This is a genomic window from Paenibacillus sp. J31P190 (genome assembly GCF_059692075.1).
In genome coordinates this window covers 55,233-77,680 of record NZ_JCAUAS010000029.1, presented here as the reverse complement: position 1 = coordinate 77,680, position 22,448 = coordinate 55,233, and the positions used below count along the sequence as shown (strand labels likewise).

General features: G+C 43.9%; 19 protein-coding genes and 2 pseudogenes. 2 read left to right on the top strand and 19 right to left on the bottom strand.

Annotated elements, in window-relative coordinates; genetic code table 11:
• The 12 genes and pseudogenes from AC58U0_RS32120 to AC58U0_RS32065 form a co-directional block, all read right to left on the bottom strand.
• Positions 1–249 (bottom strand): annotated as a pseudogene (locus AC58U0_RS32120) (sigma-70 family RNA polymerase sigma factor); the annotation flags it as partial.
• Between the two features lie 130 nt (positions 250–379).
• Positions 380–1,396 (bottom strand): mannose-1-phosphate guanylyltransferase, encoded by a 1,017-nt coding sequence (locus tag AC58U0_RS32115; RefSeq protein WP_497382830.1) that lies wholly within the window; start codon positions 1,394–1,396, stop codon positions 380–382.
• A gap of 26 nt (positions 1,397–1,422) precedes the next feature.
• The gene (locus AC58U0_RS32110; RefSeq protein WP_497382829.1) at positions 1,423–2,397 is read right to left on the bottom strand and encodes a beta-ketoacyl-ACP synthase III; all 975 of its coding nucleotides are present in this window, start codon (positions 2,395–2,397) and stop codon (positions 1,423–1,425) included.
• Between the two features lie 25 nt (positions 2,398–2,422).
• The gene (locus AC58U0_RS32105; protein ID WP_497382828.1) at positions 2,423–2,959 is read right to left on the bottom strand and encodes an NADPH-dependent FMN reductase; all 537 of its coding nucleotides are present in this window, start codon (positions 2,957–2,959) and stop codon (positions 2,423–2,425) included.
• A 24-nt stretch (positions 2,960–2,983) separates the two neighbouring features.
• Positions 2,984–4,561, bottom strand: a complete 1,578-nt coding sequence (locus AC58U0_RS32100) for a nitrilase-related carbon-nitrogen hydrolase (protein ID WP_497382827.1) — start codon at positions 4,559–4,561, stop codon at positions 2,984–2,986.
• Positions 4,554–5,513: a sll0787 family AIR synthase-like protein gene (locus AC58U0_RS32095; RefSeq protein WP_497382826.1), complete on the bottom strand. Its 960-nt coding sequence runs from the start codon at positions 5,511–5,513 to the stop codon at positions 4,554–4,556. The genes AC58U0_RS32100 and AC58U0_RS32095 overlap by 8 nt, the downstream gene beginning before the upstream one ends.
• Positions 5,488–6,657 carry an MSMEG_0565 family glycosyltransferase gene (locus tag AC58U0_RS32090; protein ID WP_497382825.1) on the bottom strand — a complete coding sequence of 390 codons (1,170 nt, stop codon included), beginning with the start codon at positions 6,655–6,657 and terminating at the stop codon, positions 5,488–5,490. Before AC58U0_RS32090 ends, AC58U0_RS32095 begins: the two co-directional genes overlap by 26 nt.
• A gap of 32 nt (positions 6,658–6,689) precedes the next feature.
• Positions 6,690–7,625, bottom strand: coding sequence for a methylenetetrahydrofolate reductase (locus AC58U0_RS32085; protein WP_497382824.1), 936 nt, complete (start codon positions 7,623–7,625; stop codon positions 6,690–6,692).
• Between the two features lie 38 nt (positions 7,626–7,663).
• Positions 7,664–8,176 carry an MSMEG_0572/Sll0783 family nitrogen starvation response protein gene (locus tag AC58U0_RS32080; RefSeq protein WP_057305887.1) on the bottom strand — a complete coding sequence of 171 codons (513 nt, stop codon included), beginning with the start codon at positions 8,174–8,176 and terminating at the stop codon, positions 7,664–7,666.
• A 52-nt stretch (positions 8,177–8,228) separates the two neighbouring features.
• Positions 8,229–9,185, bottom strand: a complete 957-nt coding sequence (locus tag AC58U0_RS32075; RefSeq protein ID WP_497382823.1) for an amidohydrolase family protein — start codon at positions 9,183–9,185, stop codon at positions 8,229–8,231.
• A complete protein-coding gene (locus tag AC58U0_RS32070) occupies positions 9,142–9,627 on the bottom strand; it encodes an MSMEG_0567/Sll0786 family nitrogen starvation N-acetyltransferase (protein ID WP_497382822.1) in 486 nt (161 codons plus the stop codon). The genes AC58U0_RS32075 and AC58U0_RS32070 overlap by 44 nt, the downstream gene beginning before the upstream one ends.
• A gap of 3 nt (positions 9,628–9,630) precedes the next feature.
• A complete protein-coding gene (locus AC58U0_RS32065) occupies positions 9,631–10,770 on the bottom strand; it encodes an MSMEG_0568 family radical SAM protein (protein WP_497382821.1) in 1,140 nt (379 codons plus the stop codon).
• A gap of 243 nt (positions 10,771–11,013) precedes the next feature.
• Here AC58U0_RS32065 and pdxR point away from each other — a divergent pair, with 243 nt between their 5' ends.
• Positions 11,014–12,453, top strand: coding sequence for a MocR-like pyridoxine biosynthesis transcription factor PdxR (pdxR, locus tag AC58U0_RS32060; protein ID WP_497382820.1), 1,440 nt, complete (start codon positions 11,014–11,016; stop codon positions 12,451–12,453).
• A 379-nt stretch (positions 12,454–12,832) separates the two neighbouring features.
• Here pdxR and AC58U0_RS32055 read toward each other — a convergent pair.
• Together AC58U0_RS32055 and sigK are read right to left on the bottom strand one after the other, a co-directional pair.
• Positions 12,833–13,524, bottom strand: a pseudogene (locus tag AC58U0_RS32055) (ABC transporter ATP-binding protein).
• Positions 13,525–13,583: 59 nt separating this feature from the next.
• Positions 13,584–14,108: an RNA polymerase sporulation sigma factor SigK gene (gene sigK, locus AC58U0_RS32050; protein WP_171686628.1), complete on the bottom strand. Its 525-nt coding sequence runs from the start codon at positions 14,106–14,108 to the stop codon at positions 13,584–13,586.
• A gap of 239 nt (positions 14,109–14,347) precedes the next feature.
• Between sigK and AC58U0_RS32045 the strand changes: the two genes are divergently transcribed.
• On the top strand, positions 14,348–14,464 hold the full coding sequence (locus AC58U0_RS32045; RefSeq protein ID WP_497382819.1) for a winged helix-turn-helix transcriptional regulator: 117 nt from the start codon (positions 14,348–14,350) through the stop codon (positions 14,462–14,464).
• Positions 14,465–14,605: 141 nt separating this feature from the next.
• On the opposite strand, the gene AC58U0_RS32040 is transcribed toward AC58U0_RS32045, so the two are convergent.
• From AC58U0_RS32040 to AC58U0_RS32020, 5 genes are all read right to left on the bottom strand, one after another.
• Entirely contained in the window at positions 14,606–16,201 is a 1,596-nt protein-coding gene (locus AC58U0_RS32040) for a glycoside hydrolase family 43 protein (RefSeq protein WP_497382818.1), read from the bottom strand.
• Between the two features lie 82 nt (positions 16,202–16,283).
• Positions 16,284–17,870 (bottom strand): extracellular solute-binding protein, encoded by a 1,587-nt coding sequence (locus AC58U0_RS32035; RefSeq protein ID WP_497382817.1) that lies wholly within the window; start codon positions 17,868–17,870, stop codon positions 16,284–16,286.
• Positions 17,871–17,944: 74 nt separating this feature from the next.
• Positions 17,945–18,826, bottom strand: coding sequence for a carbohydrate ABC transporter permease (locus tag AC58U0_RS32030; RefSeq protein WP_497382816.1), 882 nt, complete (start codon positions 18,824–18,826; stop codon positions 17,945–17,947).
• Between the two features lie 15 nt (positions 18,827–18,841).
• Entirely contained in the window at positions 18,842–19,813 is a 972-nt protein-coding gene (locus tag AC58U0_RS32025; protein WP_497382815.1) for an ABC transporter permease, read from the bottom strand.
• 208 nt (positions 19,814–20,021) lie between these two features.
• Positions 20,022–22,358 carry a helix-turn-helix domain-containing protein gene (locus AC58U0_RS32020; protein ID WP_497382814.1) on the bottom strand — a complete coding sequence of 779 codons (2,337 nt, stop codon included), beginning with the start codon at positions 22,356–22,358 and terminating at the stop codon, positions 20,022–20,024.
• Between the last annotated feature and the right edge of the window lie 90 nt (positions 22,359–22,448).

The following is a 22,448-nucleotide window of genomic DNA, read 5'->3' as shown; positions in this document are numbered from 1 at the left end:
AATCTCATTCCCCTCTTTGTCCGTTCCGATGGGATCATGCAAGGACACATCTTTCCGTGTTTTCTTCAGCGAGCGGAGATGCATCAGAATCTCGTTCTCGATACAGCGAGCTGCGAAAGTCGCGAGCTTGGTCCCTTTGTTCGGCGAGAACGACTCGATGGCTTTGATCAATCCGATCGTACCAATCGAGATCAAATCCTCCAAATCTTCTCCTGCATTGTCGAATTTTTTGAGGATGTGAACACAAAGCAACGTAAATTCCCTCTAAAAATCTGCCCCTAATTTTATTAAAAAAGAGGAGCTCCGATATGTAAGCTCCTCTTTTTAACAAGCATAATAAAAAAGTACTTATATACCTATACAGGTTTACAAGTACTTATTAGCGCTGTGACAAATTATTCTGATTAAATACATGTTTCACTTTGTGTGAAGATCCTCGTTTGGATATTAGAATACCATTCTTTGATGCAACAATAATCAAGTCTTCGACATCAATTAAAGCAACAGACATGCTGTCCGAAAGAACCACATTGTTGCTTGATTGAAACTGAAATATTCCCGGTTTTTCTGAAGAAACTACCCTAGTATGCCGAAAATACTCGGCAAGGTCTTCCAAGGTGCCTATATCTGACCATCCCGTTTGCAGCAGTACCATTTTAAGGCGATTACATTTCTGAATGACTGCGCTATCGATACTCTCTTCTGGGATGCAATCCATATCCGGATAACTGAATTGATTGGAAGATCGTACAGCCTGTTTTTCGTAAACACTTTTACTGCCTTCCCAAATGGAATGAGAATGATTTCGAAGCTCTTCTAATAGAACACCGGCTTTGAAACAATAAATTCCACTGTTCCAAAACCAATTACTTTTTTTCAAAAAATCGACGGCTTGATCAACTCTGGGCTTTTCACAAAAGGAAATAACGTCCTCACCTTCCGCTCGAATGTAACCATATCCTTCATAAGGCCTCGTTGGTCTTATACTGATTGCCGCTATATAATTCTGTTTAGCAATTTCAGTTGCTCGCCCCACCGCTTTATCATACTCTTCCTGCTGATCAATCCAATGATCGGAGGGGGTCATCAGGACGATTTCGTCGGGCTGGAGTCCGAAGCAAGCCAATGCGATGGCTGCCGCAGTATCGCGAGCACTGGATTCCCATAAGAACTCTATATGACCGCATTGAATTTCTTCCGCCTGACCAATGGCAAGAGAAGAGTGCCTTTCATTTGCAACGACAACCGTTTTATCACAGAGCAGTTGATTTCTTAGGATGGTTTGTTGAAACATAGATGGTTGACTGCCGAACTTGAGAAACGATTTAGGACATTCATCATTCGATAAGGGCCATAATCTTCTGCCATGCCCTCCGCAGAGTATTAGGTGAATCATGATTCTCTCACACTCTCTCTCAGTAGCTAAAATCGGACTAACGATGAACCCCAAACAAATCCAGCACCAAACGAAACCATAAGTACCAGGTCTCCGCGCTTTATCCGTCCATCCATTTTGGCTTGATGTAACGTTATTGGAATAGTAGCAGAACAGCTATTTCCATAAAATTGGATCGTTTTAATGATCTTGTATGCTGGCATACCCAGATTACGGGCAACCGCATCGATAATCCGTTCATTCGCTTGATGAGGGATGACCCAATCAACGTCTTCAGGTCTCAGACCATGAAGCTGTAAAATTTCTTCTGCACCGCTAGTCATCGACTTAACGGCAAGTTTAAACACTTTGGAACCGTCCATCACCATTTTCGCCTTATGTTCAGTTGAGGCAGGATGACGACTCCCACCCCCGGGAACAAACAAAGCTTCAAAAGCTCCTCCATCTGTATGCAGTAAGGTAGTGAGTATTCCTGCTCCATTTGTCTCTTCGCTTCTAGAAACAATGACTGCCCCTGCGCCGTCACCGAACAATATGCTGGTAAAAGGATCCGTATAGTCGGTCAGTTTAGACAAAGTATCTGCGCCAACGACTAAAATGTTCTTACATGCGCCTAGCTTGATGTACTGCTCTGCGATTTGAAGCGAAGACAGAAATCCGACACAAGTGGAATGAATATCCATTGCACCGATACTGCGGCATCCTAAGCGATGCTGAATTTGACATGCTACTGGAGGAAGAATATGATCCGGCGTTTCTGTGGCGACAAGGATCATGTCGATGTCTGAAGGAGCGAGTCCCGCATCTTCCAAGGCGCCTAAAGCTGATTGATAGGCAAAATCGGAGGTCGCTTCTGATTGATCCGCGATTCTTCTTTCTTTAATACCTGTTCGACTAACTACCCATTCGTCAGATACTGCGATCATCTTTTCCAAGTCAGCATTGGTCAACCGTTTCTCAGGTATTGAAGATCCTACTCCATTGATCGTTGCGCTGTACATTTCCGCTCACCTCGTTCGATGTTTGCTAAGATATCAAGGATTTGGACATATGAAGCACCTGTGCGGCAAGCGCCTCTATACGCTCCACAACGGATGAATCCACAATTCGGTTATTTGAATCAAAATGTTCCCGATTTGCGTATACATAATCCGGTGCCGTATAGGCACGGAAGTAACCTGCAATTGGCTTCAACTGATTTTCGATAACAAGAAAATGCTGATAGGTTCCGCCTGTGCCTACGAAGCCTATAACTTTGTTGCGAAAAGCCGTAGGAGGCAAGAGGTCGAATAGATTTTTTAATGGAGCAGCGAGAGAAGCTTGAAAAATAGGAGTGCCGATGATAAAACAATCCGCAGATAGAACTGTCTTGATTACCTTCTGTGTATCTTCGTTATATTGAGTAACTTGTCGCCCATCACAAAACTCTACCTTATAATCTCTTAAATCTAATAGATCAGTCTCTAATCGTTCGTCTAACGATTTCGCATGTTCAACGACTTGTTTCACGGCAGAAGCCGTTTTTTCGCCAATTATCGTTCCTGAAATTCCCAATAGTTTCATTCCGCTCATCCCCTCAAGGTATGGTTAAACCAGCAAGTCATACAGATGCGTCTTCGAGCGTCTCATAAAAGTTCTGCTCCGAGCTGCGGTCGTCATTTCCGGATCAAATTTTTGAAGAAGCGGAGAAGCTTCAAGCCCACTCTCCAAATTCACTTGTCGATGCAAAAACAACAGGTTCCCAGATAGCGTTGCATAAGCAAGTACGGCATCGTTCTCAAATGCCCATATTCTTTTCATCCATAAGGTCTCAGAGGTATGGGATGCTCCACTGATCGCGATGATATCCGCTCCTTGCTTAGCTAGAACCCTGTATGATTCCGGAAGCTCCGCATCCTTCTCTGTCAAAAGCCCTACTCTGCCGAATGGCAGCTCGAAAGTGCGAAAGCCCTTCATATTGATACTCTTTTTCGAACCCGAAGCATCCCCATGAACCTGCTCGTAGGAACCAACAATCCCCTCTGACCCGATGAGGAATGACTCTATTTTCCAAGAGTTCCCTAGAGAGAATGCGATGTACCCATAGTAAACAGCTGCCAGTTGCTGGAGTTGAATGACAACTTCCGCTAATTCATCTGTAGAGGGCGCCGAATCATTCGGCAGTTCCAACTCAGGCAGCACATACAATCTATTTTTTGTGAACAAATGAGATTTGGTTTGATCTAGGATGGAGCGAAGCTCCAATAATAGCTTGTTGTTCAATTTGGTTTGGCTCAGCGGACAAACAACAATCTCATAAGGAAGGGGCTCGTTAATCACCCAGGTCTCCCCTTCTTTCCACAAATAGGGTTGGAGCAACAGCTCCTGATAAGCTTCAGTCTTTCGGGAATCCAGCAGGCTCCGTCTTACTTGACGATCTAGGCTGATTTCTCCATATACGATCCCTTCACCGGATAAAAGGTAGTGCTGGACATCACCGTTCTGATCAATAATCGCGCTGCCCCCGGTAAACTGCGCTCCCCGTTCCGTGTCTGATCGGTTGGAAGCAATCCAGAACAGACCGTTCTCCTTGGCGCGCAGGCACCACGTCTTACTAGGCGGATTATTCGAAGCCCCAACCCAGTTAGTCGGGAATGCGATGATATCCGCCCCCTGCAAAGCCGCTATTCGCGAAGGCTCAAAGTACATGGCGTCCATGCAGATCAAGAGGGCGATACGCCCAATCTTCGTTTCAAACACCTGAACACCGTCGTTACCTTCCCGAGCCCACCTTGGGTCTGCCGCAAAAAGGTGCGTTTTGCGATAAGTACCCACAACGCCTTCTGGTCCGATCAGTACTGCGGAGTTATAGTAAGCTCCATTCCCTGAATCGACCTCCGGCAAACCGACAACAACATAACATTGATACTCACGGGCTACCGTGTGCAAAACCTCCGTGGTTGGACCCGGTATTGTCTCCACATAGGGTGAAATTTCTTTCCTGTCCTCCCACACATAGCCACTGCTCGCCATCTCCGGAAACACGATCAGCTTAGCGCCTTGATCAGCCGCATCTTCAAGCATATTCACCATTCGGCAACGGTTATTTTCCACATCTCCAAGTACAGGATTAAATTGCACCGCTGCGACTTTGAAACTGGATAACTTTTCAAGCGTTCTATCCATGCAGCCCCACCACCATCACTTCATTCGCCCAATTAATGAGATCAGCTTCTTCTGTACCCTGCTGAACGATTACACGCGTATCCGTCGTCAACTCGCCGATAACAGCAGCGGCAATCCCTTCCTTAGCAAAAAGCGCTATAATCTCGTCTGTTTTACTCGAATCGGCGGCAACAATAAACCCATAACCTGGAAACATGTTTAACCAACGCTCCAGATCAACCTCATCAGGTTTAGGGATGCTATCAAGTTGAACGACTGCGCCACAACCCGCATTTTCAGCCAGCATCGTGATTGTGCCTAAGATTCCTGCATTGCTTATATCTCTCGCTGCCGTAGCTAACCCCCTCTCTGCTAGGGTCGGCATTATCTCCAGCTTTCTCTGCAGTTCCTGAGGTTCTTTGTTACTGGTACAATCCCACTGGAGATAGTGCTTAACAGGCTTTCCATCCAGGTCAATGGCGATGATTAAGGACTGTCCTGCTTTTCCATGTGTAGCCCTTAGTAAATGGCTTGCTTTGCCTATAATCGCAGTTGCAACACCCTCTGATTCTTCAGGCAAATAGTGGCCGCCGACCATGGGGACTCCGAGCTTGCGGCAGCCTTCAGCCATCCCTTCTGCGATAAGCGAAGCTGTCTCGTCATCAGGTGCGCTGAGCATATTGACAACAGCCAATGGACGACCGCCCATCGCATAAATATCGCTTACACTGACAAGCACCGCACAATAGCCAGCCCAGCGAGGCTCATCTTGGACAAGCTTCGGAATAATGCCATCACAGGATACAAGCAAATATCCATCGTTCGTAACTAATATAGCCGCATCATCACCGATTGGGTCCAGCATCTTTTCGGGATCCCAAGCAAACATCTTAAGGGGCGCTTGAATGTTTTTTTTGCGGCTAAAGCCCTTAGATATAACAATACGCTCAACGAGATTCTGTAATTCGCCCATGGGACACCAACCTTTTCTCGTAAAATTCGATATGTTCTTCAGCAGCCCTCGCCCACGTATACTGAGAAGCCGTCTCATAACCGTTTATGGTTATTAGTCGGTTACGATCCTTCTCCGATACTGCCTCAGTCATCTTCTCAGCAATAGCTGGGATGTCTTCAGGATCCGCAAGGAGCGCGTTATAGCCATCTCGCATAAATTCTTGAAACACATCTATCGTTGAAGCCACGACAGGAGTCCTGCTAGCTATTGCTTCCAGCAGCGCGAGGCCCCACCCCTCTTTCTTCGAGGGTTGTACATAGCAATCCGCCAATCGATAAAGTTCCTGAACCGTGTCATTGTCTGGAGATCCGATGATCTGAACATCTTCCTGAATGGAAGGTGGCATGATGCGAAGCAAGTCATGAAAATGTTCCAGGTAATATTTATAATCAAAAAGTGTCGCTCCACCGACAATCAAAAGATGAGCATCGAGAATCGTTTCTTTTACTCGTTCAAATGCTAATAGGGTACCGATTGTATTTTTTCTAGGCTCAATTCCGCCAATCGTGAGATAGACGGTTCTATTTTGAAGTCCGTATTTAACTTTCAATGCCTGTTGATCCTGCTTACTTTGAAAAAAGCGGCTCTCCACGCCGTTGTGGATAACCGATGATGCACGACCGTAATCTATTTGCAACCTGTGCTGCCAAGCTTCACTAACCGTGATAAGCGCCTCCGGCAGCATAACGGACCGATTCTGACAATCAACCAGCGCTGGCGTCGTGAAATCGTCAAGATGATGAACGGTTCGAACATAGAACGGGATTCGCCCCTGCGTCATTAGACGATGTAGCGCATTTGCACTTATGCAATCCTGTACATGATGAATGTCGAAGACTTCTAAAGATTCTTGCGACAACCCTTCCGCATACGTGTCAATGTACCGAAGAATTCTGCTTTCAAAAGCTTCATGCTGCTGAACGGAGAACGGAAACACCTTTGTTTCCGTTCGTACAGGCCGGAAAAACTGCCTCTCCCCATTCGCGCCAAGAGCGAATACCGTCACGGAACAACCTTGTTCCTTGAGCGCTTCAGCCAAAGCCAGTGTATGCACAACGCCGCCTCTCGGCTTTGTATTATAGGTATAGAGAGCAATTCTCATCTTGCAGCCCTCCTTGGCTTCTTCACTTCTCTTTAAGCTCCTAAAGCTCCGATAGATAGCGGTGTAATCGGCATAAGCCCAGCGGCTTTTACAAGATTATTAACGCTGTCCTCTGCGCCGCCGATCGGGCGGATATGGACGCCTTTAATCCCTTCAATACGGCGAAGCTGAGTGATTAATTCTGCTGCAATGGCGATTCCTTCATCCTTGGATTCGGAAGCTGCAAGTCTGGCATGGAACGATTCGGGTATGACAATGCCCGGTATTTTTAGCGCAGTGTTCACATGATCAGCATTTCTCAGCGGCAGCACACTCGCCATTATCGAGGCTCTTTCGTGAAGTCCGCGTCGGCGAGCTTCAGCCATCCACTCTTCGATCAAATCCATGTCGAACACCAACTGGGTTCTGACAAAGTTAGTGCCATTATCTACCTTCGATTCCAGACGGTCGATCAGCTCTTTGATCGGCTTACCGGCGATATTTTCAACGGTGCCAATTGTAAACTTTGGCGCTTCCTCCATTTGGGTACCGTCAAACAGCTTACCTTCGTCCACCATTTTACGGACGTATCGTACTAACTCCATCGTTTCCAAATCATACACTTCTTTAGCGTTGGGTTCTGTCCCCACTTTAGCTGGGTAACCGCCAAGAATTGTAATGTTTTTAACACCTAGCGCTGCGAGCCCCAACAAATCGCTTTGAATCCCCATTCGGTTGCGATCTCTTAGATTAATTTGTACGATCGGCTCAACACCGACTTGACGGACGAAGAAAGCTCCGACTACGGGGGATAAACGCGCGATGGCGAGCAAGTTATCGCTGAGATCGACAGCATCTACATATCCTCTATAGCGCACCGCCTGTTCAACGAGCGGACGAGGATTCCAATTGCGGGGAGGAATCAATTCCGCGGTAACTAAGAAATTATCGGGTCGCATGGACGACCCGTGACCCAAATAAATAGTCATATTCACTCACCTATTCTTTATTTGTATAGGATTACCGATTAGATTTGGAATGTACTTAAAATAAATGCGCCTGCACGTGAATATTCGATTAAACAATCCTGCAGATCAAGAGGATGTGCGGGTATGGTTCCTTCTATCAGATCTTCTTCACGAAGTCCATGGAGCCCAAGACCGAATCGGCATACATACACTTTTCCGCCTTCTTTGATGAACGTTGCCAAACCATCATTTATATTCATTTGCCCACCGAAAGCAGCTTGACCTACTGTTGGAAACCCTCTTGTTGCAAGTGCATTAATGGCACCAGTGCCGTAGAAATAAATAGCCGTTTCATAACCCTTGCGCTGAGCACGGGTCGCTTGCAGAATCGCTACATAAGATAAAGATGACTCATGTGCAATACCATGGATAATAGCAAGAAACTTTTCACCAGGATTTGCTTTGTAGTCGGGGAATATCTTTGTGCCTCCATAAAGTTTTGTGCCATTCGGTAAAGACGGGTGTGGAATCTCGTTCATTGATTGAATTTCAAGTTCTGTGAATTGTGCCATTGTTCATCTTCCTTCCAATTTTTAATTTTTATATGGTTAAGAGGGTTAACCCCTATGCCAACTTCGTAAAGTATTGCTCTTGCGCGTTGCCCCAGAAAATTCTTTCTTTAATTTCGTCAGAGATTCGAGCACCTTGGATTTTCCAAAATTCACTTTCATAATCACTCCATGGTTCATCACAACCAAACATTATGCGATCAGCGCCAATACCGGTCTTATCAACTTCTTGAAGGAGATTCCTTACGGCAAAACCAATCGCCCAGCTCGTATCGAGATAAACTTGATAACCGCCTTCGATGAGGTCCTTCCACTGGGAGAGCAGCCGTATGTGGCCGCTAACTCCACCGCCCATATGTACCAAGTGGATTTTCATATCTTTACCCCAACGCTTAATCAGTTCGAAAAATCCCAATATATCAGACCCTCCGCCTGGACTCGTATGAAAGTGAATAGAAATATCCTTCTCCATGGCGGCTTGGAAAATCTTCTCATGCTGTCTAAGCGTAGGCTCATCCCATTTGCGGGGATCTGCTGTTCCACCAAGTAGATAGCTCATCTTAAGTGCCCGAATTCCTGGTTCATGAATGAGCTGAAGAGCTTCATCTGTCAAATCCCTATTCTGTGGTAGACCTGAAACCCAAAGCGCTCCCACTACTTCCCCTGCTCCTTCTTGGCACAGCTGAACGACTCTCTTGTTATGTGAAAAGGGCTGTGCCTGGACAGGAATGCCATAGTTAGGAATAATCAACGTCTTTTCGATACCACGGCATTTCATAAAATGATTTAATTCTTCGGTGGTCATCGGACCCGGTTCAGCTGGAGAAATAGGCACCTCAGATTCGTAAAAAGGCCAAGGCGGCAAATCGCCAACATGATTGTGCACGCTGAATACACGTCTTCCAAAGCCCATTGTTAGCGGGGTCTCTTGTTCAGGACCCGGCTCATGATCGCATGCAGACACTGAATCAGATCCTGCTGCTTTGTTTATGTTTCCGTGCATCATGCACATGTAAATTCGCCTCCATGATTTGATGTGGAAGTCCTTGAGCAAACGTTGGCGCCCCCACTTTGGTCCATCCCAATTTTTCAAATAATTGAACATTCTGCTCCTGCACCTGAGCCCTGAAACAAGGGACTTGCCGCTGCTTCATTTGCTCAACCGCAGCCTCAATCAGGTAAACGCCGATTCCTCGAATCCGGTACTGTTCATGAACCGCAAGCCTCCCCCCCCACCATAAAGAGGGAATGTTCCGATCCGGAAAACATCTTACTGTTCCTACAAGGATGGTTCCCTGCTTCCAAATATTGATCGTGATCGACGAAGAATCGTTCTCATCCGCATCACTCTCTTCAAACAGCTGCTGCTCCTCAACGAACACTTGCCGACGCAGCACTAGGGAAGCTTGCGTTTCTAATTCCGTTTCAGCGATGCGAATCTCATAATTTTTCATTCCTCAGCTCCCCGTTTGAGCTATCTTCTCGAAAGAAGGAAGGGCAGAGCAAGCTCCACATTTGGCACACCCCGCACTGCTGCCTGATGAAGATAAGCTTTCATCTGCAAGAATATCGGCAACATGCCGGTACATCGTCTCCATGTATTCGCTGGACGGTGGCGGCGAGTCTTCCAGCATTGTTCCACGAAGCGGCCGTAACGGAACGACAAATGGGTAAACGCCAAGCTTGGCGGCGCGCTTGCATCCTGTAAGCGTCTTCTCCATATTTTCACCCATACCCAAGATGACATAGGTACTTACCTGATTACGGCCAAATACCGCTACAGCCTTCTCGAATGCTGCGTAGTAGGTTTCTAAGGTAATGCTAGATTTAGAGGGCATCATCTTGCGCCGCACATCTTCATCGAACGATTCCACATGAAGCCCGATCGTGTCTGCTCCCGCTTCTTTAAGGAATTGATATAAGCTATCATCCGTAGGGGGCTCACATTGAACTTGTATGGGAAGCTTGCTTACCTTACGAATCGCTCTTACGCATTCTGCCAAATAGAGCGCACCCCGATCGATCTCATTCGGCGTGCCTGTCGTTAACGTAATATGTTTAATGCCATCTAGCTTTTCCGCAGCCTGTACGACTTCTGCAAGCTGCTCGGGTGTTTTCATGGCAACTGTATTTCCCGCTTCAAGCGACTGCCCAATGGCACAAAATTTACACCGCCCGCTAGGAGCCCAGCGAATACAGCTTTGAATGACCGTGCTCGCCAAGACATCAGCTCCGTGCAGCACTGCAATGTGATTGTAAGGGACACCATCTTTAGTCTTGAGATCATAAAAGCGAGGTCTCGCGATCGGATCCACATACATGAGTGTTCTACCCTCATACTGCAAGGAAAGTCCAGATTGTGTTTGTACTAAGGAATAAGGGGAATGTTCAGCAGGACCATTTAAAGTCGGAAGCATGACTGCTTGATCTCCCAGCATAAATGCACGATCATCAGAAGGACCTGCTCCCCCGCGTCTTCCTCCCTCAATTAATCCGGAAGTACGTAAACCTTTATTCTGAAGATCTACTAACCAGCTTGCATCGTCTTGAAAAGATGACGTGTCATCCACACTTTTGATTTGCTTTGTAGGGTTCATTCTACCCCTCCTATTAATGATGTTACTTTTCATTACATTTGCGTCTTTTCCAACAATTCATGTTACGTTATATGCCATATCATATCGAAAGAATCGATCGCCTACCCCATCCACACTACGTGTTTTTTTGCCATCCACTGCTATTCTCATCATCCATCCACTTATTAACCCTTCAGAAAAACATTGATACATACGTTTATGTGAGTTAATATGACATATATAAGAATTGTTTGGAGGTGTATGATGAGTTGGTTACCAAACAAATCAAACGGAATGCCTGTTTATAAGCAAATCTCGAATTATATGGAATCTCGAATTATGAACGGCGAATACCCTTCTGGCAGCACCTTACCCTCTGAACGCCATTTGGCTGCAGAACTTCATGTTAACCGCAGTACGATCGTTTCTTCTTACGATGAACTATACGCGATCGGACTCGTTAAACGGGTCAAAGGGATTGGTACCGTAGTCAGCATAGACAATAAAGCAGGAGGTACCTTCAAACGCATTCCAAACTGGGAAGAGTATGTGAAAAGCGGGGTATTTCAATCGAATAATCCTTTGAACCAGCAGATATATAAAATCATCCAATCGGGCGATCATCATATCAACTTTGCCATTGGCGAACTAAGCCCCGATTTGCTCCCGATTCGATTGATGCAAGAGGTTCACAATTCTATGGAAATCAGTGAATTCTTGGGCTATGAACATATGCAGGGGAATATGAAATTGCGTGAAGCGATCACTTCTCACCTCAAGACCTATCGAAATGTAGAAACGAATGCCTCATCAATATTAATTACCTCCGGTGCCCAACAGGCTCTGCATTTGATTATCCAGTGTCTTCTCAAGCCCGGAGATTCCGTTGCTATAGAAGACCCATCTTATGCCTATTCCCTGCCTATCTTCCAATCTGCCGGTCTCAAAACATTTCTACTGCCGACACAAGAAGAAGGAATAGACCCTGAGCAAATTGTTTCTTTATACAAAAAACACAGAATTAAGATGGTCTTCCTAAATCCTATTTTCCAGAATCCAACAGGAACTACGATGTCCTATGAAAGACGGAAAAAGGTATTGGAAATCTCCACTCAATACGGAATTGCGATCGTTGAAGACGATCCCTATAGTGTTACTGGATATGACAATGAGCCCATACGCTCGTTAAAATCCATGGATCAAGACGGTTCAGTTCTCTATATCAGTTCATTGTCCAAAATTATCTCCTCAGGTCTGCGAATCGGCTGGATTGTAGGACCCCAAGCTGTGATTCAACGTTTGACTGACGCTAAACAACAGATTGATTTTGGCCACCCGAACTATCCGCAATGGATAGCCGCGCAACTACTTTCCTCCGAAGGCTTTGAAACGCACATCCAGCACTTGCGAATCGGGTTGAAGCGGAAGAGAGATATAACATTGCATGCTTTGCAATATGCATTTAAAGACAATATCGAGTATGGGATTCCAAGCGGCGGGATACATCTTTGGTGCAAACTGAAGAAGGAATTAAACGAACAGCATTTGTTCAAAGAATGTGTCAAGAACGGAGTCGTATTTGCTCCAGGAAGCACGCTTGGTTCAAATGATCGGTACATGAGGTTCACCTACAGTCGAGTTGATGATCACATGATTGAGGAGGGCATTCGAAGATTTGCTGAAGTTATAAAGCCTATCGAATAAAAGAGAATAGAAAAGCCCGGAAACTGTAAATTAAAGACTCGATGTTCTTAATTCAAACCAAATGTGTAACCAAAAATACCACGACAGATATTATTTCTAAATAAGAAATTAACTCTTCTAATTCTATAATTTAGTGGATACGTAAGTTTGATTCTTCTCATCTCCTGATCGATTTTTGTAATTAAAGCAGTAATCTGTGTAATCTGCTGATTACTTGTAGCGCCTTTATTAACAAACGATAGAACGAAACTTCACAGAAATCAAAGAATTCTTCGCTTACTGTAAGATGACCCATTGCTCAGAACTTAAAAAGATTACCACTCATCTGGCCAGGAAGGCCCGGATAAGAGGTAATCTTAATTTTTGTTTCATGATTAACTCACGACACAACTTCATTCAACCGCCCATCCAGAAACCGCACAATCCGCTTCGCCTGCTGCGCTATCAATAAGTCATGTGTAATAAGTCATGTGTAATTAAAATAATCGTCCGACCTTGTGCATATAATCTCTTTAGAATGTTTAAAATCTCCGCACCTGTCTTAGAATCTAACGCTCCCGTAGGCTCATCCGCCAAAATAATCGGAGGATCTCCTGCCAACGTTCGCGCAATCGCAACACGCTGCTACTGTCCGCCGGATAACTCCGATGGAAAATGCTTCTTGCGATCCAGCAAGTCCACTGCTTCCAGTGCATGTAAAACAAGCGGCTCTCTTTCCTTTTTACTCAGTCCCCGATAAATTAAAGGTAATTCCACATTCTCATAAGCACTTAACTTCGGCAGCAAGTTGAAGCTCTGAAAAACGAAACCAATCTTCTGATTACGAATCTCAGCAAGTCCAGAATCCTTAAGCACGTTTATTGCTTGACCATCCAGTTCATAAATTCCTTTATCTACAACATCCAAACACCCGATGATGTTCATCAGTGTTGATTTACCGGAACCTGACGGTCCCATAATAGCCACGAACTCTCCATGATCAATATCTAACGAGACGTCATCTAAGGCTTTTATCGTTTCCTCGCCCATCGTATAGTATTTACTGGCATTCTCGATATGAATTAACATCATAACCTTCACCTCCATTACTTGCACTAAGTCCAAATAAATGAAGTATCCGATTCGTAACCTTACCTTTTCGCCTTATAAAACTCATGATAAAGCTTCATCAACGCCCGCTTCTCAATCCTCGAAACATAGGAACGGCTAATGCCCAATTCCTTCGCAATCTCCCGCTGTGTCCGCTCTTCCCCGCCAAGCTCCAGCCCAAACCGGCCAACGACGACTTCCTTCTCACGATCGTCCAAGATTTCCAAGTTCCGATAGATTTTGCTCTTCTCTATCTTGAGCTGCACCTTATCCACGACATCATCCGCTTCTGTCCCGAGGATGTCGATCAACGTAATCTCATTCCCCTCTTTGTCCGTTCCGATGGGATCATGCAAGGACACATCTTTGCGCGTTTTCTTCAGCGAACGCAGATGCATCAAGATCTCGTTCTCGATACAGCGAGCGGCGAAAGTCGCCAGCTTCGTCCCTTTGTTCGGCGAGAACGACTCGATCGCTTTGATCAATCCGATCGTCCCGATCGAGATCAAATCCTCCAAATCTTCTCCTGTATTGTCGAATTTTTTGAGGTTGTGTACACGAAGCAAGGTAAATCTTCATGTAATATATGGTGCTAGACCGAATTGCAATAAATAAGAGCGGTAGCCTTGGACAAGTAAATGCCGTCCCAGATTACCGTTCTTATTGAATTTAATATTATCTGTTTGCAGAATGTTGCATAGCTACGTGAGCTCAAAGTGAACCAACATCTGTTTAGAAATACTGCAAGTCTATAGCTCACACAACTGGTTGATAAATGCTGTAGCAGTTTACATCCGGTTTTTTTTTGCTTTTTGCTGAAGTTCCACCGAGGCTAGAATATCAGTTAAGCGAATTAGGAAATTCATTAAGACCCATCATTGGTGTTATGGAAGCCTGGGGTTTAAATTATCAAAGATTGTAAAAGAAGAATTTGAGCAGACGAAAAAAGTGGACCTCGCTTGATTGGGCCACAAATAAAACGCCTCCAACATGCCCATCCTGAGAAGGATGGGCATGTTGGAGGCGCTCTTCATTTATGGAGCAATTGATAAAAACTGGAGCCTTATTCTGTATATGAGCAGACTCTAAACCACTCTGCATCAAGATATCCTTTTCTTTCGCCATTGTCTAATCTGGCGGCGGCGAACAAACCTAATTTTGCGCCAACCCAATGTCCTTTCGATGATTGAAAACACGGAATATCAATTGACTGAAATTTATCTCCATCATCGCTAAAACTGAAGAAACAATAACCGCCATCTTCAACGGCAACTTGCAGATACAATGTTAGCGCATTTAATTGTCTAGCCCATATTTGACGTTCCCCATTGGCATCGCCAGTCACTACCACAAGTTTAAGTTGTTCCCTCGCATAGCTTGACTCGATTGTACGATGAATCCCGATATACATATATTGATACCCGAACACGATTAACCCAGCGCGGTCTCCACACTCCAGTCCACTGGCATCCAGCTTAACAGTAGCTACAAACTCAGGTGCCGGAAATTTCTGCAGCAGCAAATGTGGTGCATGATACAGACTAGGAGCACCCGCAGGCAAAACTTCGGCAAATAATCTCAATTCGCTGGGCCTTTCTTTAAGTGAATACCATCGTTTCAGCGGATTAGCCTGCCATTGCCATTGCCATTGCAGTCCCAATTGGCTGTTATCAAACTCATCAGAGCTATCTGGCACCTCAATCGGAAATTGTTTTCCTACATCCGGTTTGTTCCATTGAAGCCCTGGCTCTCCAATACCATCCTCATTGATATCCTTCCCCATTAATGGCCAATCCTCAACCCACTCCACCGGTTGCAGGTGCACAATTCGACCATAGGCGTCGCGATCTTGGAAATGCATAAACCATGATTCACCCGATTCCAATTCCACCCAAGCACCTTGATGCGGCCCGTTAACTGAAGTACTTCCTTGATGAAGTACAATGCGCTCTTCATATGGACCGAACACGTTCTTAGACCGAAAAACAGTTTGCCAACCTGTCTCAACACCGCCTGCAGGCGCGAAGATATAATAATTACCATTTCTCTTATACATCTTTGGCCCTTCTAATGTGGGGTGTTTATCAGGGTTGTCATACACAATAGTTCCCTCATCTAGAAGTCGCTTACCATCGGGAGACATCCTGCAAATTCTGAGCTTATGTTTAATCCCAGCACGGCTGCCAGCAAAGGCATGTATTAAGTAGGCCAGCCCGTCATCGTCCCAAAATGGACACGTGTCGACTAATCCTTTACCTGCTTGAACCAAATGAGGTGTCGACCATTCTCCTGCCGGATCTTCCGCTGTACTCATGAAAATTCCAACATCAGGGTCCCCATAAAATACCCAATACTTACCGTCGTGATACCGAAGACTAGGCGCCCAGACCCCTTTTCCGTGCTGAGGGACTTCGTAACCGGGAAGTTCCATCCGTTTTATCATATGGTTAATAAGTTTCCAATTGATCAAATCTTTGGAGTGTAGAATTGGTAACCCAGGGATATGTCCGAAACTTGATGCCGTCATATAGAAATCTTCACCAACACGAATCACATCTGGATCTGAATAGTCTGCGTAAAGAACAGGATTGAGAAAGGTTCCGTCCCCTTGATCGGATACCCATGCCTCCCGTTTCATTGTAATGTGATTTTTACTCATTATTTTATCTCCCTTCACCTACGCATGTTTAAAAGAAAGTGAGCCCAAGTCTGTTGGGCTCACTTCGCTGTAGTAGTCGTACTTAGCGTTTCATATATCGGTCATAAGCCGCTTGCTGCAGCTTAACAACGTCACTTAGCCCCATCTTATTGATTTTGGCTACAAAATCATCAAACTTATCTAAAGATTCATTACCATAAATAAACTTATCGAACATCTCGTCTTTAAACGTACTTATTTCGGTATATTTAGCGTTAATGACTTCACGTTCTTCGGGTTTGTAGGACAAATACTCCTTCGGGAATCGATCCGTTACGAATTTAGCAGCCTCATCCCTTTTCTTAACAACATCCTCAGATTGCGAAGCGTTCTCGTAACGAATATCTAATTTAGAAACGAAGTGCAAGCGACCAAGTGCCTTGATCACACTTCCCGCAGACAGTTTCGGATCTTTCATAACCTTATCTGTGTACTGCGGCTGTCCGTTAACCATCGTATACGTATCTCCTTCGATTCCGAAGTTATATGAGAGCTGTCCTTCCGGACTATAGAACCAGTCTGCCCATTTGATGAGCTGATCGATATTCTTCGACTTTGCACTGATCGCAATCCCTGTTGTTGCAACAGGAAGTTGCTGACTCTTTGTATATTGCTTACCATCAGTACCTTTGAGCGGATTGATAATCGAAATACTCGCGTTTTTATTGACTTGTTGAATCGACTTATTGAAATAATCTTGGCGAATAAATACATCCCAAGTCATTCCCGATACTTCTGTGGACAGACGCTGATCCCAAATTTTCGTATCATTGGTGGCATACTCGCTATCAATCAATTTATCTTTGTACAATTTGTTCAAATAGGCAAGTGCATCCTTCATTTTAGGATTTGTATATGTGAATCCAACCTTGCCATTTTCAACAATAAAATCTTCCTCCAGTGAAACACCAAAAGGTTCAATAAATCCATTCAATCCTGCCTTTTTATTTCTTGTTGTAAACGGAATTTCATCCGCTTTACCGTTACCGTTCGGATCTTTTTCCTTAAACGCTTTCAAGACGTTATACATCTCATCCGTTGTTTGTGGCTGCTTCAAGTCTAGCTTATCGAGCCAATCTTGACGTAACAAGAAGGTGTTGTTGGTTTTCACAGCCAAGAAATGCGGAAGATAATAAATTTTACCACCATCAGTCTTTAAAGCACGAGCATAAGCAGAGTTGCTATCCAGCAGCTTCTTGAGATTGGGCATTTTATCCAAATATTTGTCAATCGCTAAAAAGGTCCCTGCCTCCCCACCTTTGTTCAATACATCCCCTGGACTTTCCATAAGGTCGGGAATATCCCCTGAGGCGATGGTAAGATTGAACTTCTCTTTATATTGATCAGCATTCTCGGGTCCTGCTATCCAGTCAAACTGCACACCTGTATGCTTCGTAAATTCTTTTACCCACGGCATATCATTGTTCATCGGAGCTCCGGGATCGTTTTGCATCATAAATCTGACCGTGACTGGTTTATCAGATGTCACAGCCGCACTTGAGCCAGGCTGCGGTGAACTGCTTACTGCGGCTCCTTTTTCACCCGAGCAGCCTGCGAGTATTGCCATTAGTACTGTCATTGAGAGCGCCGCAGGTACCATTCTTGTTCTTTTCTTCATTCTAAATGTCATTGAAAACCCTCCTTTTTTAAATGTATATCATTTATCAATCAAAGGCTATCGCCTGAGACCACAATGGAAATGTGTTATCCTTTAACCGATCCTACCATTGCACCTTGCACGAAATACTTCTGCACGAATGGATATACCACCAAAATAGGTAGTGATGCAGCCATAATCGTTGCATACTTCACAGTTTCTCCCATTAAAGCCCTCTCAGAAGCATCTGTTCCTCCTAATACAGAATCCGTATCATTCATAATAACAATGTCACGTAGTAGCAACTGAATAGGCTGCATCGATTTGGAACTTAGATAAAGCATAGCTGGGAAAAAACTGTTCCACTGTGCAACGGCATAAAATAGTCCTATTGTCGCCAAGGAAGGCAAAGACAGCGGAAACACAATTTTAAGCAAAATCTGGATATGTGAGCACCCGTCAATTCTTGCTGCTTCCTCCAATTCGTGTGGAATCGCTTCAAAAAAAGTACGCATTATGAAAACATAAAACGAGGTTACGGCACCTGGAATAATAATGGCCCATATGGAGTCCCTCATGCCGAGTGCATTAACGACAAGGAAAGAGGGAATAATGCCACCGGAGAATAACATAGGCAGAAGAATAACTGTTGTAAATGCTTTTCTACCCCACATATTTCTCCTCGATAATGGATAGGCGGCCAACACAGTAAATAGGATGCTAACCAATGTTCCCGTTATCGTGTAAACGACCGTGTTGAAATAAGATCTTCCCAGCATCGGGAATTCAAACACAAGTTGATATGCTTTCCAATTAAACCCTTTCGGAAAAATCGTAATTTCACCTTGTTGAATATAGATTGGCTCACTTAAGGAAGAAGCTAAAATATAGAGAAAAGGGTACAACGTCAATATGACGACAGCGATCATTATGACTGCATTTGCAATATTGAAGCCAACCCTTCCCACGGTTAATCGTTGATTGGGCATGAACTGATTCCTCCTTTACCACATGCTCGTTTCAGAATATTTCTTGGCAAGACGATTTGCAGCAACGATTAGGATCAGCCCAATGATTGATTGGAAAAATCCAACGGCACTAGCAAAGCTGTAACTTGAATCGATGATACCCTTGCGATACACATAAGTATTGATTACGTCGGCTGTCACGTAAGTGTTGGGATTATAAAGAAGCATAATCAACTCATAACCCACTTCGAGCATATGGCCTATCTTAAGCAGCAGCATGATGATGATTGTCGACGATATACCAGGAATCGTAATGTGAATCGCCTGTTTCCAGCGGCTTGCTCCATCAACCATCGCCGCTTCGTATAATTCGCTGTTAATGCCAGTTAATGCTGCAAAATACAGAATGGCGGACCAACCAATCGTTTGCCAGCTGTCTATACTTGTGTAGATCCATTTGAAGTATTCCGGCTTCATCAGGAAATGAATCCGTTCTCCTCCAAATGAGGCGATCATATTGTTAATCATCCCAATGCTTGGCGACAAGAACGTGACGGCCATACTAGCCACGATTACCGTTGAAACAAAGTGGGGCAAGTAGCTGATGGTTTGCACGGTTCTTTTTACTACGCGGCTACGGATCTCATTAATGAGAAGCGCAAACACGATAGGCGCAGGAAACACAAATAATAAATTCATTAGATTAAGTAATAATGTGTTTTTCAATAACCTGAAAAAATAAACAGATTCAAAAAATGCCACGAAATGCTTCAGTCCCACGAAGTGGCTGCCCACGAACCCTTTAAAAATATCGTAATCAAGGAACGATAACACAATAGCTCCCAACATCGGCGCATATTTGAAAAGAGCATAATACACTAGGACAGGTATAAACATCAGATAGAGGTGATACTCGTTCAGCAAACGTTTCTTTAATTTCGTTCTAGTTCTCTCGCTTGTTTTAGGTCTTGATTTAGCGACATCAACTGCGGCATTCTCGATATTCATAGGCATCCCCTTTCTAGCCGAATCCAATGTTCCAGCCCATGCCCCTATTATGTCTTCTGCACTCCTCTTTCGTATATCGATCATTCTTTCGCTGGATCGTTATGAAATCAGAACTCATCATCTTTTTTTAGGATCCATCGTTATATTTTGCGTTACACAAAAAAAACGACCCCTACAATCGCAGGAATCGGTCATATACGAGATAATATTAAGGTAAAGAACGATACTGGCCAGGTGTAACTCCTTCATGTTTCTTAAATACTTTAATAAATGTGTTTGCATTAACGAAGCCAACTTGCTCTGCTATTGCTTGTACGGGCTCTTCCGTACTTCTCAAAACCAATTTCGCTTGTTCGATTCTACGAATATTCACGAAATCCACAAACTTCATCCCAGTTATTTCTTTGAACTTGCTGCTGAGATAAGTCGGTGACATCTTAAGCTCCTTCCCTAATTGGGGAAGCGATAATTCCTGATGATAGTGCTGCTCGACATATTCACGAATGTTGGCAAACAACTTCTCATATTGATTTTCTGTACGGTTTTGAATATAGCTTTGAATAGATTCAAATGCCTTAATTAAAACTTGGCGCTTCTCCTCTACCATACTCCTGCTATCGATAACCTCATATACACTGGAGTCTGAGCCAAGTACTTCCTCCATAGTCGCCCCAATCTCATAAATTGTACGCACTGCAGTTCCAGCCAATGCCCTGAACAATTGTTGAATAAGCTCGGGTGATGATGACTCCTTACCAAGATTATTGAATAAAATACGATCAAGAGATTTACAAGACTCTCCAATATCGGACGTTTTCAATTGATTAATCAACTGCTTCTCCATATCCAGCGAGTAGTTCAAAGTGGTTGGTGGATTGACGGGCACCTCATCTACGAAAATAATTTCTCCTTGGCCTTTTACAACTTTAAAACGCAGTGCGCTCAATGCTTCTAAATACGAATGTGGAATATTAGAATGGGTGTCGTGCGCCCGACCGATGCCTACTGTGAATTTTTTGTAGTACAACCTTTCAAAAGTAGCATTTACATGATTAGCAAACTCAAAAATTTTCTCAGGATCACTCGTCTCTATATCTATATTCACAATGACCACAATCATATTGTTATGTTTGGGAACATAATGAATCGATAAACCTACTGCAGCAAATCTTGAGTAGGCTTCATCAAAAGCTTCCAAAATCGTCTCTCCACTGCTGACAATTTGATCTAACGAGAAATCCGTCGTCTCAAAAACGATGAGTTGAAATGATGTGTAGGGCAAGTCCAGTTGAATGGACGTCATCGTTTCTTCCCATTTCGCCGAGTACGCCCTGCCTTCAATGAGATCGTTCAAGAATTTCTGACGGAGAGCCGGCACCTGCTTATCAAAAGTATTCTTAAGACTTTCGTAGCGGTGATGTACCGTATCTATCAGTTGATTAATAAATACAAATTCATTTTGCTTGTTGCCGCGATTCTGACTGTTTTTACCTCCGACGCCAATTACATTTATGTATTGAATTATGCGATTAATCGGTTCATAAATTCTCCTAGTCAACATGTAAGACACAATAAGGCCACAGACTAGACAAATTAGAACGGCAACAACCGTAATACTTTGAATCCGACGTGATTTCTCAGTAATTGTTGTAATAGGCACCATACTGATATAATTCCAGTCGTTCACTTTAGATGAAGTATACACAACGAGATACTCTTTCCCATTCGCAATATGGGTATGAAGGGTTCCATGATCTTGCTGATTGTCATTCACTATTTTAGTGTTAGTACTTTTCAGTATTTCCTCTAGTTTCTCTTCATCTCTTACCTTGAAACGATTGTTCTTTAGGACAATTTCCCCCAATGAATCGGTTACAAAAATACCAGTATCGTCCCCAAGCATAGAACTATTGATTCCGTTTAAAAACTCAGAAACATCCACGCTTACATATATAACACCTCGAAATACCGTTTCTTCAATCGGAGCTGGTCTACCAAAAAGTAGTTGTTGCTTATCATTAACCCAAACCATCCCCAGATATGTGATACCAAATTGGCTTCGGTTTTGTTTAAACCTATTGATATCAGGTTGGAAGGGAAAAATGCTGCTGTAAAAAAAATTCTTCTCATATTTAGCATCGTTGCTAATTGTGAACAGATCCTTTGTAGGGTCTAGCCAAAGGTTAGCTACAAGTGGATTCGACATTTTCACACTGCTAAGATATTTCACCAATTCCGCATAGAGCGGTTCATTATTCGTTTCTCCTGTGGAGAATTGATAGATCGCCCGACGTGTGTTCGGTTGCAAAGCAATTTGCTGTGTCATGCTTTCCAGAACTAGGATTTCTTTATCTGTGTTATCTCTAGCCTGCTCCAAATAAACACTGCTCGAGTGTTCAGATTCTTCGATAAGCAGCGATGAGGAAGTCAAATAAGAAATGCTACCCACTGTAACAATTGAAATTAAAATAACAACATTCAAAATGAGCAGCCATTTTACAAAAATACTATGTTGACGAAAAAAAGCTAAACTTTTAGGTAACATCTGCAGAACCTCTTTTCTCTTTGATTCAATTATACAGCGGACTGCAACCGATACCCAAAGGAAAAGAAAGGAGAGTGGACTTCTCACTCT

Excerpts from the sequence above, each read along its gene's own strand:
- AC58U0_RS32115 (WP_497382830.1), bottom strand. The coding sequence starts at position 1,396 with ATGATTCACCTAATACTCTGCGGAGGGCATGGCAGAAGATTATGGCCC.
- AC58U0_RS32110 (WP_497382829.1), bottom strand. The coding sequence starts at position 2,397 with ATGTACAGCGCAACGATCAATGGAGTAGGATCTTCAATACCTGAGAAA.
- AC58U0_RS32105 (WP_497382828.1), bottom strand. The coding sequence starts at position 2,959 with ATGAAACTATTGGGAATTTCAGGAACGATAATTGGCGAAAAAACGGCT.
- AC58U0_RS32100 (WP_497382827.1), bottom strand. The coding sequence starts at position 4,561 with ATGGATAGAACGCTTGAAAAGTTATCCAGTTTCAAAGTCGCAGCGGTG.
- AC58U0_RS32095 (WP_497382826.1), bottom strand. The coding sequence starts at position 5,513 with ATGGGCGAATTACAGAATCTCGTTGAGCGTATTGTTATATCTAAGGGC.
- AC58U0_RS32090 (WP_497382825.1), bottom strand. The coding sequence starts at position 6,657 with ATGAGAATTGCTCTCTATACCTATAATACAAAGCCGAGAGGCGGCGTT.
- AC58U0_RS32085 (WP_497382824.1), bottom strand. The coding sequence starts at position 7,625 with ATGACTATTTATTTGGGTCACGGGTCGTCCATGCGACCCGATAATTTC.
- AC58U0_RS32080 (WP_057305887.1), bottom strand. The coding sequence starts at position 8,176 with ATGGCACAATTCACAGAACTTGAAATTCAATCAATGAACGAGATTCCA.
- AC58U0_RS32075 (WP_497382823.1), bottom strand. The coding sequence starts at position 9,185 with ATGTGCATGATGCACGGAAACATAAACAAAGCAGCAGGATCTGATTCA.
- AC58U0_RS32070 (WP_497382822.1), bottom strand. The coding sequence starts at position 9,627 with ATGAAAAATTATGAGATTCGCATCGCTGAAACGGAATTAGAAACGCAA.
- AC58U0_RS32065 (WP_497382821.1), bottom strand. The coding sequence starts at position 10,770 with ATGAACCCTACAAAGCAAATCAAAAGTGTGGATGACACGTCATCTTTT.
- pdxR (WP_497382820.1), top strand. The coding sequence starts at position 11,014 with ATGAGTTGGTTACCAAACAAATCAAACGGAATGCCTGTTTATAAGCAA.
- AC58U0_RS32040 (WP_497382818.1), bottom strand. The coding sequence starts at position 16,201 with ATGAGTAAAAATCACATTACAATGAAACGGGAGGCATGGGTATCCGAT.
- AC58U0_RS32035 (WP_497382817.1), bottom strand. The coding sequence starts at position 17,870 with ATGACATTTAGAATGAAGAAAAGAACAAGAATGGTACCTGCGGCGCTC.
- AC58U0_RS32030 (WP_497382816.1), bottom strand. The coding sequence starts at position 18,826 with ATGCCCAATCAACGATTAACCGTGGGAAGGGTTGGCTTCAATATTGCA.
- AC58U0_RS32025 (WP_497382815.1), bottom strand. The coding sequence starts at position 19,813 with ATGAATATCGAGAATGCCGCAGTTGATGTCGCTAAATCAAGACCTAAA.
- AC58U0_RS32020 (WP_497382814.1), bottom strand. The coding sequence starts at position 22,358 with ATGTTACCTAAAAGTTTAGCTTTTTTTCGTCAACATAGTATTTTTGTA.